Source organism: Flavobacterium sp. FlaQc-52 (assembly GCF_044007495.1).
Classification (GTDB): Bacteria; Bacteroidota; Bacteroidia; order Flavobacteriales; family Flavobacteriaceae; genus Flavobacterium; species Flavobacterium cupriresistens.
Genome location: NZ_JBIPCV010000003.1, coordinates 142,188 through 153,971 on the forward strand (window position 1 = coordinate 142,188; position 11,784 = coordinate 153,971).

The 11,784-nt window shown below is 35.9% G+C and carries 11 protein-coding genes; 7 read left to right on the forward strand and 4 right to left on the reverse strand.

Annotation, left to right across the window (positions count from 1 at the left end; translation table 11 throughout):
* The first annotated feature begins 42 nt into the window (after window positions 1–42).
* The 7 genes from ACHRV5_RS07215 (at window position 43) to ACHRV5_RS07245 (ending at window position 7,988) form a co-directional block, all read left to right on the forward strand.
* Window positions 43–1,038, forward strand: a complete 996-nt coding sequence (locus ACHRV5_RS07215; protein WP_395426284.1) for a type IX secretion system membrane protein PorP/SprF — start codon at window positions 43–45, stop codon at window positions 1,036–1,038.
* Window positions 1,039–1,285: 247 nt separating this feature from the next.
* Complete coding sequence (locus ACHRV5_RS07220) at window positions 1,286–2,473, forward strand: phosphoglycerate kinase (RefSeq protein WP_047776860.1); 1,188 nt, start codon at window positions 1,286–1,288, stop codon at window positions 2,471–2,473.
* Window positions 2,474–2,582: 109 nt separating this feature from the next.
* Window positions 2,583–4,427 carry a LysM peptidoglycan-binding domain-containing protein gene (locus ACHRV5_RS07225; RefSeq protein ID WP_395426286.1) on the forward strand — a complete coding sequence of 615 codons (1,845 nt, stop codon included), beginning with the start codon at window positions 2,583–2,585 and terminating at the stop codon, window positions 4,425–4,427.
* 46 nt (window positions 4,428–4,473) lie between these two features.
* Complete coding sequence (locus tag ACHRV5_RS07230; protein ID WP_230004009.1) at window positions 4,474–5,445, forward strand: DUF4837 family protein; 972 nt, start codon at window positions 4,474–4,476, stop codon at window positions 5,443–5,445.
* Window positions 5,446–5,494: 49 nt separating this feature from the next.
* Window positions 5,495–6,136, forward strand: coding sequence for a DUF1579 domain-containing protein (locus ACHRV5_RS07235; protein WP_047776865.1), 642 nt, complete (start codon window positions 5,495–5,497; stop codon window positions 6,134–6,136).
* 418 nt (window positions 6,137–6,554) lie between these two features.
* On the forward strand, window positions 6,555–7,103 hold the full coding sequence (locus ACHRV5_RS07240; protein ID WP_395426289.1) for a hypothetical protein: 549 nt from the start codon (window positions 6,555–6,557) through the stop codon (window positions 7,101–7,103).
* 438 nt (window positions 7,104–7,541) lie between these two features.
* Entirely contained in the window at window positions 7,542–7,988 is a 447-nt protein-coding gene (locus ACHRV5_RS07245) for a GNAT family N-acetyltransferase (RefSeq protein WP_395426480.1), read from the forward strand.
* Window positions 7,989–7,995: 7 nt separating this feature from the next.
* On the opposite strand, the gene ACHRV5_RS07250 is transcribed toward ACHRV5_RS07245, so the two are convergent.
* The 4 genes from ACHRV5_RS07250 to rnpA form a co-directional block, all read right to left on the reverse strand.
* Window positions 7,996–8,802: an OmpA family protein gene (locus tag ACHRV5_RS07250; RefSeq protein ID WP_395426291.1), complete on the reverse strand. Its 807-nt coding sequence runs from the start codon at window positions 8,800–8,802 to the stop codon at window positions 7,996–7,998.
* A gap of 2 nt (window positions 8,803–8,804) precedes the next feature.
* A complete protein-coding gene (locus tag ACHRV5_RS07255) occupies window positions 8,805–10,442 on the reverse strand; it encodes a S41 family peptidase (protein WP_047776868.1) in 1,638 nt (545 codons plus the stop codon).
* A gap of 2 nt (window positions 10,443–10,444) precedes the next feature.
* Window positions 10,445–11,269: a DUF4349 domain-containing protein gene (locus ACHRV5_RS07260; protein ID WP_395426293.1), complete on the reverse strand. Its 825-nt coding sequence runs from the start codon at window positions 11,267–11,269 to the stop codon at window positions 10,445–10,447.
* Between the two features lie 80 nt (window positions 11,270–11,349).
* Window positions 11,350–11,754: a ribonuclease P protein component gene (gene rnpA / locus ACHRV5_RS07265; RefSeq protein ID WP_395426295.1), complete on the reverse strand. Its 405-nt coding sequence runs from the start codon at window positions 11,752–11,754 to the stop codon at window positions 11,350–11,352.
* Window positions 11,755–11,784: the final 30 nt, after the last annotated feature.

Below are 11,784 nucleotides of genomic sequence, written 5' to 3' on the forward strand. Positions count from 1 at the left end.
AAAATAATAGCCCCTATGATGTTATCTAAAAAAATTATTACAATGAAAAAATTAATTTTATCCTTAGTACTTATGGCTGTAACGACAAGTTACAGCCAGGAGTTAAACCTACCGGTATTTACGCAGTATCTTGCCGACAACCCTTTTGTTCTTTCTCCTGCCTATGCAGGTATTGGCGACAATCTTAGAATTAGGGCCAATGGACTTACACAATGGGTTGGTGTCAAAGACGCTCCTCAAAACCAGTCTGTGTATGCAGATTTCAGGATTCTCGATCGTTCGGGAGTTGGTATTTCGATGTATAATGATAAAAATGGATACACCAGACAAACCGGTGCTAAAGTCTCTTTTGCACACCATTTGATCTTAGATTATTATTCTAAACAATATTTATCATTTGGTATTTCATATAACTTCAATACTTTCCGAATTGATGTTAATGAGTTCGATAGTTCGACCGATAGACCGTTGGATGCCTATGTTACAGACGATCGATATACAGCAAACAATAACTTTGATGTCAGTGCCTTATATCGTTTCAAAGATTTTTATGTTAGTTTTAATGCCAACAACCTCTTAAAGAAAAATATAGACAAGTTTGGTGTTACCGGCAAGGATGCCAGCAGAGCTCTTGAACCACGATTGTTATCCAATTATCAGGTATATACCGGATATGTATTTAGAGATTCAGAAAACAGTCGAATAGAATACGAACCATCTGTGTACTACCAGTATTTTGCAAATGATAAACGTTCCAGTACCGATTTTAACTTCAAGTACAGACATTACAACCGTTACGAAGACTATTACTGGGTTGGGGTTTCGTATCGATTCCTGAACGATCAGTTTGGAAAACCTTTGGCAGTAGGGCCAATGGCCGGATTTATGAAATCTAAGTTCTACTTCGGGTATTCGTATCAGGTGATGTTCAATGATCTTGGAGCTTACAACTCAGGAACGCACATGGTCACTATCGGATTCGATTTCTTAGGATCTATTAGTAGCTGTCCTTGTACACAAAGTCCGGTTCACGATTAATAAAATTTACAGTTGAGGTATACTGCAAACTAATTTTCTGACAAGATCAGGAGTTTTAGTTTGCAGTATGTTTTAACGGTTAGTATATAAATAAGCATTTTTATCTTTTTTAAATATAAATTTGTTTTTTTTCATAATTTACAACGTTTTCGTTTTCATAGACCCGCTATTTTTGTTTTTTTCGAATTTAATACTACTTTAAAAGTTCTATATTTGTTTTTCTTTCAAAATATTAAATAAGTATCAAATGAAAACTTTAAACAATTTCGATTTTAAAAATAAAAAAGCAATAATCCGTGTTGACTTTAATGTGCCGCTGGATGAAAAATTTAATGTAACGGATGCTACGCGTATCGAAGCTGCAAAACCAACCATTGATGCTATTTTGGCACAAGGCGGAAGTGTAATTTTAATGTCGCACTTAGGAAGACCAAATGGTGTTGAAGAGAAATACTCATTAAAACATATTTTAAAGACAGCGTCCGAAATTTTAGGAGTTCCTGTTCAGTTCGCTGAAAACTGTGTTGGAGATGTTGCTCAGACTGCTTCAAAGAATCTTAAAGCGGGAGAAGTACTATTATTGGAAAATTTGCGTTTTCATAAAGAAGAAGAAGCTGGAGATGTGGCTTTTGCGAAAGAATTAGCGTCACTTGGAGACATCTATGTAAATGATGCCTTCGGAACGGCGCACAGAGCGCATGCTTCTACGACTATTATTGCCCAATTCTTTCCAACTGAAAAATGTTTTGGAACCTTATTGGCAAAAGAAATAGAAAGCTTAAACAAAGTACTTAAAAACAGTGAAAAACCGGTAACGGCTATCTTAGGCGGATCTAAAGTATCCTCTAAAATTACGGTTATCGAAAATATTTTGGACAAAGTAGATCACATGATCATTGGGGGCGGAATGACTTTTACGTTCGTTAAAGCGCTTGGTGGTAAAATTGGAAAATCTATTTGTGAAGATGATAAACAAGAATTAGCGCTTGAAATCCTAAGATTAGCTAAAGAAAAAGGGGTACAGGTTCACATTCCTGTTGATGTTGTCGCTGCTGATGATTTCTCTAATACGGCAAATACGCAAGTGGTAGATGTTACAGCAATTCCTGATGGATGGCAAGGTCTTGACGCAGGTCCTAAATCTTTAGAAAGCTTCAAAAAAGTGATTTTAGAGTCAAAAACAATTTTATGGAATGGTCCATTAGGTGTTTTTGAAATGGAATCTTTTGCTAAAGGTACAATTGCCCTTGGTGATTATATCGCAGAAGCTACAGAAAACGGAGCTTTCTCTTTAGTTGGAGGGGGTGATTCTGTTGCAGCAGTAAAGCAATTTGGTTTCGAAGATAAAATGAGTTATGTGTCTACAGGTGGTGGTGCTATGCTTGAAATGTTAGAAGGAAAAGTACTTCCGGGAATCGCTGCGATTTTAGATTAAATCGTAGTTTTAACATTTTTTTAGATAGTTTTCAGCTGTAAACCATTTAAGTTTGCAAAATGATGGTGTTATAATGCTTTGAATTATAGCCTATTGAAATAAATGTTCTATGATTGTAAAAAAAATTTCCTTAGCGGTTTCAGCTTTTTTTTCGATCGCTGCTTTTGCACAAGATGTTGCAAATACAGACGCTCCGATTAAGCCTGAAGTAAAAATATCGTATTTAGATTCGGTTAAGAGTACTTTCAAAAAAGATGAACTGGCTACACGTGTAGACAGTCTCTGGATGAATGAATTAGTGAGCCTGGATATATACGACGATTTAACAAAAGACATTCAAACCATCAATTCTGATGTGTCGGTCAATGAAGAATTGCCAACCGAGTTGCTCAAGCAGCGACTGCAGGCCATGAATGGGAAATCGCCTTTTGAAATTGAGTACAATCAGGGACTTGAGAATATTATAAAATCGTTCTTAAAAAACAGGAAAAAATCGTTTTCACGATTGATGTCCTTATCAGAATACTATTTTCCAATTTTTGAGGACGCCTTTGCCAAGCAAAATGTTCCTTTGGAAATTAAATATTTAGCCGTTGTAGAATCTGCTTTAAATCCTAAAGCAGTTTCTAAAATGGGCGCCACAGGAATTTGGCAATTCATGTACGGAACCGGAAAGCAATACGCGCTTAAAATCGATTCCTATATTGACGAACGCAGTGATCCTCTAAAAGCAACTGCAGCCTGTTCAGAATACATGACCAAGATGTTTAACATCTTTGGCAATTGGGAACTTGTTTTAGCCTCTTACAATTCAGGACCCGGAAATGTTACTAAAGCAATTCGTCGTTCCGGCGGAAAAACAAAATACTGGGATATTCGCAATCACCTTCCAAAAGAAACACAAGGGTATGTTCCTGCTTTCCTGGCGACCATGTATCTTTTTGAATACCATAAAGAACACGGTATTAATCCACAAAGAGCTGTAGTAAAAAACTTCGAAACCGATACGGTTCAAGTTAAGTCGCAAATGTCATTCAAACAAATAGCTGATTTGTTAGATATGCCACAAGCACAGATTCAACTTTTAAATCCTTCATACAAATTAAATATAGTACCGTTTTATCAAAACGAAGCGCATTATCTGCGTTTACCAAAAGATAAGGTAGCAACTTTTGTTTCTAACGAGGATAAAATTTACGCATACGTAAAACACGATTCTGAATTTAAAGGTCTTCCTACCCAACTGGCTATGAAGGTTGCGCCTAAAGCGAAAGCGAAAGTAAAAGTGGATACGAAAGTAGAAAAAGACATACAAGATATCCAATTTTATAAAGTTCGTAAAGGAGACAATCTAGGTTCAATTGCAAGTAAATATGATGTTTCGATTCCGGAATTAAAAAAATGGAACAATATCAAAACGAACACGGTAGCTTACGGTAAAACGTTAAAAATCAAATCAAATGATCCGATAGTTAAAAATTCGAAAGAGTTGAAAACTCCGGATTTGGATAGAAAAGCGAATGAAGAAGCTATTGCAGCTGCAGATCATAAAGAAAAAGCAACCGAACAGTCTCAGGAGTATATTGTGGCAAGCGGAGATAATTTAGGCAGTATTGCTAAAAAATTCGGTACGACTATTGCTGACTTAAAAGAACTAAATAGTCTGACTTCAAATAATATTGTTTTAGGAAAAACTTTGGTAGTTTCTAAAAATACGGCTGTTATTGAAGAGGTTACTGTAGAAACGAAAGCAATTGCTTCAAATTCTGTTGATTCATTCAAAAAGAAAGCAGCATCCAAAGACTTAGGTAAAGACTATTACGTTAAAAAGGGAGATTCATTGTATAGCATTTCTAAAAAGTATCCTGGAGTAACAATTTCAGATATTAAAAAGTGGAATGGAATTAAAGATGATGATTTAAAACCGGGAATGAAACTTAAAATAAACGGATAATAAAAAATCTTAACTAAATTTGGGTTTTATTTCATAAATTAAAAAAATGAATAAAACCCATTTTTTATTGCTTTTACTTTCGTGTTTGTTCGTTTCTTGTTTTAAAAACGACAAACATCCTGAGCCTGTATCAGGCAAAACAAACACCATTTCTGTTATCATCGACGATCAGTTGTGGTATGGCGAAGTGGGAGACAGCGTCAGAAATAAATTTGCCTCTCCGGTTCTTGGTCTTACACAGGAAGAACCTTTGTTTACGATCAATCAGTATCCTGCCAAACTTCTTGAAGGCTTCGTTACCGACAGCCGAAGTATTATTGTCATAAAAAAAGGCACGATCGATAAGTTCGAGATAAAACACAATCCCCATTCTTTACCGCACAACACCTTTCGGATTTATGCAAAATCGGTCGATGATATCATTTGCAGCATCGAATTAAATTCGGCTGAAATGATCAAAATGATCCGCGATGCCGAAATTCAGAAAATTCAGGAAGATAACAGCAAATCACTTTTGCATCCGACTATTATAAAGAATAAATTTCATATCGATTTGCAAATTCCCAGCGGATACGAATACATGTTGCATAAAAAGAATTTTATCTGGCTAAAAAAGGAGATCATTAGTGGCAGTACAAGTTTGCTTATCTATCAAGTTCCCTTAAAAAAACTTAAACGAGGGTCTAATGTTGTAGAGGATATCGTTAAAATGAGAGATTCTGTTGGCCGATATATAAAGGGACGGGAAACCAATACACAAATGATAACGGGTGAAGCCTATGCACCCTATTTTTTAGTGACGGAATTAAACGGAAAGAAGACTTTTGAGACCAAAGGAACCTGGGAACTAAAAAATGATTTCATGACCGGTCCGTTTATCAATTATGCTATTATTGATGAGGCATACAATAGAATTTTGGTTATTGAAGGATTTTGTTATTCCCCATCCGATGAAGAACGTGATTTAATGCTGGATCTTGAAGCGATCATAAAATCAGTTAAAGTAGATAAAAGATAGCTTCTGTTTTTTCGTTACTTTTGTTTAATAAACTTTAAATGAGATAATTATGAAAAAAATTTATGTGATAGTATCGATGTCCGTATTTTGTTTTTCTTCTTGTAAAAAGGATGGGAAAACCGAAGCCGATAATGCTAAAGTTGCGGACAGTATAAAAACAGAAGAAGCAATTGCAGAACGACCTCTCGATTCTGCGGCACAAGAAAAAGCGTGGATTGCTTACGGAACCCCCGGAACTCCACACAAAATGATGGCTGACGAAAACGGTACCTGGAAGTGTGACATGACTTTTTGGATGGAACCGAACGGGAAACCTCAGAAAGCCAGTTCTACAGCAGTCATCAAAATGATACTTGGCGGTCGTTATCAGGAATCTAGTTACAAAGGAATGATGATGGGACAATCCTTTGAGGGTAAAAGCACCTTAGCCTACAATAATGCCAGTAAAGAATACACCACTACTTTTATTGATAATATGGGAACCGGTATGTTGGTAGCCATAGGCAAGTACGATGAAAAAAGTAAAAGTATAGAATTTAAAGGCGACATGATAAACCCATTAAACGGCAAAAAAACACCCTACAGAGAATTATACACTTTCGTAGACGCCACGACCCGTAAAATGGAAATGTTTGAAGTCAAAAAAGGGGAGGAATTCAAGAGTATGGAAATCCTGATGAAGAAACAGTAACCCTATTTTCTGCAAGGAAAAAAAGTGGCCGTCTCAAATTATTGGGATGGCCACTTTTTTTAAACTTTGTGGCCCTTGCATAAAGTTTTTCAGATCAAGCTTTGCGAACTTTGCGTTTTTTACAAAGCCCCACATATCAAAAAAAACTTGCGGTCCTTGTGGTTGAAAACAAGTTTTCACAAAATAACAATCAATTTCTACTTCATACTACTGTCACCCTGAGCGAAGTCGAAGGCTAGTTAAATAAAAAGGAGGGCTTCGACTTCGCTCAGCCTGACATACGGGGAAAAAAAACTTAGCGAAACTTGCGTAACCTCTTTGCGCCCCTTGCGGTTAAATCAGTCTTAAGATATTTTTACCACACTTTGTAAGAGTTTTGTACATTTGAAGTTGCATGTAACTACCTAACGTTTAACTTATGAGAACACTTCGAAGTAAATATTTAAGCAACATCCCAATTAGCGAGGATAACTATAAGGTTGATTTTATAATTTTAGAGAAGTATCAAAGTTTTTCCTCAGAAATATTGAGGCTTTCATTACTTGGTTTAACGATATATGGATTTTTAATTACCAATGTACTATTTAAAGTTACAGATGATGGAAAGAAAAATATATTTATCGATCCATTTTCCGAAAATAAAATACTGCTGTTTCTTGGCGCAATAACATTGATAGCAACAGCGCTGGTAGCATTAAGTCACCGCTATTTTTCGACTGATTGTATGACTCATTTCATAAGAGGCTTTCGCTTGCGACAAAAATTGTCAGAAATGGAGCAGAAAGTAATAAACAACAGACCGGAACTCATCCGACTTAAGGAAGTCATAAATAGTGAAGAAATAAGCTTTGAGAAAGATTTGCGTTATTGTAAGTGGTTGTTGTTTGCTTCCTGCTTTTTTTTAATTGCTGGTATTTTATTAATCATAATTGCATTAGCATGCTCGTTTAACAGCCTGTTGGTATAAGGGCAACTATAGTTTGAAACCCGGGAAATCCTTTCGCAGGGCTATTCAAGGATATGAAGTTTGTCTACACCTTCAGATATTAATTCAAGCAATTTGCAATTAACATTTTCAAGCAGATGAGCTTCGACTATTGAGTGTCGTTCGGTTTGTCAGCCTCCCCAATAAAACAATCCGCAAAATCTGCAAAATCTGCGTGCAAAAAAACTTTGCAAGCCATACATTTTGATTCTTTAATGATCGTATTCCGCTTTTATCATTGAACTAATAAGGCTCCTTAATCGAAAGGACAAATTAAGGATATCATTTAACCGTTAAGCGACCCATTAAGTCTGTAAAATTAATTTAGTTCTTTAACACAACTCTAAAGAATAATTTTTCTATGTTTGAAATATAGAAAAGATGGAATCCATTTTTAGAATAGCACAAAAACAGAATCAGATGGAAATAAAATGGAAAATAAAGCCCTTTGAGGCATTAACAGCACATGAGGTATATGATTTGCTCAAACTAAGGAGCGAGATCTTTGTAGTCGAGCAAAACTGCGTTTATTTAGATCCTGATGGTAAAGACAAGCTCGCTTTGCACCTAATTGGTGAGTACGATGGAAAAGTAGTCGCTTATTCGCGATTATTTGACGCCGGAATTAGTTTTGATTATGCGTCAATCGGCAGAGTGGTGGTCGATGCCAATTATAGAGATAAAAAATGGGGACACGATTTAATGCGCGAAGCCATTGCAGGAATAAAAGCCAATTTTGGCACCGATAAAATTACAATCGGAGCGCAGTTGTATCTAAAGAAATTCTACGAAAGTCACGGTTTTGTTCAAACTAGCGAAATGTATCTGGAAGACGATATCCCGCATATTGAAATGCAACGGACTTAAGTTAAAATCAAACTTTGGTAATCACAAACTCCACGCGTCGGTCTAAGTTGTCTCCTTTGCCCAGTGGATATTTATTGCCACAACCTTGATACATCATGCGACTTTTGGATATTTTTCGACCCATCAAATAGATAAAAACGGTTTTGGCCCGGTTCCAGGAAAGTCTTCTTTCCTTAGTAACTTTGTCAATTCCGTCGCTATAAATTTCAGGTGTGCAACAGACATGTCCTCGAATTTCGAACTCAAGAGTTTTCTTTTGCTCAAGAATTTTGGCGATTTTGTCTAATTCTTTTTTGGAGTTATTCGTGAGTTTAGAACTTCCTAAATCAAAGAGAATATTGTCTAAATAGATTTTATCGCCCACTTTCAGGCGGTTTTTAAACGAGGTATGAATCCCTTTTCCGAACGAGTTCTTTTTTACGGCGATCAAATCGACACGGCGGTTTTGCGAACGGGTTTCGTGTAGGTTTTCTACCGTATCGGGTTTGATGATCACCCGGCCTTTTCCTTCAAGGATAATTATTTTACTTTGGTTAAAACCATTTTCTATTAATAATTTCTGAATGGTATTTACACGATTATTAGACAATCGAAAATTGTATTCATCATTACCGCGATCGTCACAATACCCGTAGATCTGTACCGATTCGATTTTTGAAGTGTCGATGGTTTTTATAAATTTTGTAATAACGTCTGTCTGTTTTTCAGTAAGATCAAATTTGTCAAAATCAAAATAAACCGTTTCGACGGGTTTCTTTTGAGCTGACAGGTGGATGAAAATAAAGAAAAGAAACAGTGTTTTACAAAATTTCATTTTTACATTTTTAAAATCGTTTTATACTCAGTCTGATTGTTTAAAACGTTTACGGCCTTTTTAATTTCTGAATTGTTTTTAATGTAAAATTGATACAAACCTTCCTGATATTGGTACCTTTTGATAAGTTCCTCCTGAATCAGGTTTTTAATTTCTTTTTGGTTTTTATCTAGCAAAGTAGTTTCGCTTTTCTCAAGGGCGTTTAATAATTGTTGGTATTCAGGCGCAATTGTTTCGTCTATTTTTTCGTTTTTGGCTGCAGCCAAAGTATTTTTCAAAGCCACTTCTGTTTCTGTGTCAAAAGTAATTTTGTTGGTTTTTAAATACTGTTTAAAACCGGTGTAATCAGCATCGGTTACAACAGGGATTTTATCACCCAGATTCGGATTTTTATAGTAGTAAGTAGTGGCATAATCAAAGATACCGTCGTTTTTTAATAACGCAGTGGTGATCGGACTCATTTTAGCCTCGTCTAATTCAATATCCGGTAAAACGCCACCACCATCATATACGGTTCTGCCTTTTCGGGTTTTAAAAGCAGTAAAGTTTTTGGAATCCGTTTTTTGTGCCACACCATTTTTGTCTTTATGCGCATAATCCAAAGCCTGTATGCAACGACCGGAAGGGGTGTAATAACGTGAAATAGTCACTTTTAGCTGTGTTCCATAAGTCAGATCAACAGAACGTTGTACCAGACCTTTTCCAAAACTGCGACTTCCGAGAATTACCGCACGATCTAAATCTTGCAAAGCTCCTGAGACAATTTCTGATGCCGATGCACTTCTCCCGTTTACCAAGATGGCTAACGGAATTTCTGTGTCTACAGGTTCTCGTTGTGTTTTGTAAATGTTGTTGTGTTTTTCAATTCTTGATTTTGTAGTCACAATTACCTCATTCTTTGGAACAAACAAATTACAAATATCGATGGCTTCGTTTAGCAAACCTCCGGGATTTCCTCGTAGATCAAGTACAATTTGTTTGGCGCCGTCCGCTTTTAATTTTTCCAAAGCCTCTTTTACTTCAGCAGCAGCTTTTCTGCTAAAATGAGCCAAGACGATATAACCGGTTTTATCATCGATTTTTCCGTAAAAAGGTACCGATTTAATATCTACCTCGTCCAGAACAAGTTCTGTTGTAAATGGTTTTCCCTGACGTAGGTATTTTATGGTGATTTTAGTGTTTTTTGCACCTTTTAATAATTGCGAAGCATCATCTTGAAAATCGGCGATTAAGACATCTCCAATCTGGATAATTTCATCTCCCGCTTTTAGTCCGGCTTTGTCAGCTGGATAATTTTTATAAGGTTCACGAACAATCAGACGGTCTTTTTTTCGGGCAATCAGAGCACCAATTCCGGTATACTCACCTGTGTTGTTGATTTTGAAGTTGACAACATCCTGTTCATTAAAATAAACCGTGTACGGATCTAAGCTGCCCAACATGCTTTTAATGGCTTTATCCATCAAATCTCCCGGATTAGTGTCGTCCACATAATTGGTGTTCACCGCTTTGAATAAGGTGGTGAAAATTTCGATTTGCTTGGCTATTTCGAAAAAATCGTCTTTGAAACTGGTTCCGATAAATAAAAACCCGGCCGCAACGACAGGAATGACAAACTTCTTTTTGAAATAAGGATACATGATTATATTTTTTTTCTTTTAAATCTTCTTCTAATGTAATAACCCAACACGCCAAATAATAGTATAAACGGCCAGACACTTATGATCCAGATAAATAAACCGGATAATTCGAAAAAACCGGATTTTATAGCGTTTAGTATTTTTGAACCGTAGGAAACCTTAACGCCTTCTCTTTCGGCTGTTGTTTTATAAAACTCAATATAAAAAGTGCTTTCCGAAACACGACTTTCTAAGTATTTTAATTGCCCTTCTTTTGCTTCAATCTCTTCGCGGATAGCAGAAATCTGTTTTTCTATTTCTAATATCTCACTGATTTTAGTGGCTCTTTGAAGGATCTCGAGATAACGGGTTTCTAATTTGCGTTTTGTTTTTAATCTGGAATCCAGGTCGATATATTCTGTTGTTACATCATCACTTGAAATCTGCTTGGTATCAAAATAAGAAACTCCTTTTGAAATGGATTGCAAAAAAGCATCAAAATTCTGGCTGGGAACACGAACGGTTATGTTTCTGGATGCTGTACCATATCCTTTTTCTTCCGTATCATTCTGTACACTTCCTTTGTTGTCTTTTATCGCTTTTTGAATTTGTTCAAAAGTGCTTTCTAAATCACTCGTTTCAAATCGCAAAGTGGCTTGTCGGATTATTTTTTGTGGAATTTCAGGTGGCGGCGGAACTTCTTTGTCATAACTTACTTCCGATTCCATTTTTTTGGCAGGCAGTTTTATAGCCGAAATCTTAATGTCGTTATTAACTTCATCTTGTTGTTCCTTTCCACAACCCGCTAAAAACAATACAAAAAAGAATACGTAGAAGATATATCGCATAAAATTTCAATTTAGAGCTAAAACTACAATTTTTTTAGAATTTTTTATCTAATTTGATAAATTAAGTTGTCTTTCGAATCTTATAACTCAGTTTTATTCTCAGAATCGTTCGTTTTGTTTAGCTGCAGAAGGAATTTTTCAAACAACTGGATTGTTTTGGTATTGATTTCTTCGTACGATAATCGGTCTTTAGTTTGGTAAAAAAGCATAAAAGAATAGTTTCCTTCCAGATTGTCCCAAAGTAAGTGTTTGTTGAGGCGATAGGTTTCCCTTAAAACACGTTTGAAGTAATTGCGGTCGACGGCCTTTTTGAAGTACTTTTTTGAGACCGAAACGCCAACTTTGATTTTTTCTTCAGCTTCCACTTCTCCAACATGATAAACCAAACGCAATGGGTATTTTGAAACCGATTTTCCTTCAGAAAACAGTAAACCAATTGTTGTTTTGCTTTTTAAACGTTCATTTTTGGGATAGGTAAAGTTCATTTAGTTCAGAAAAAATTTGCAAAATTATCA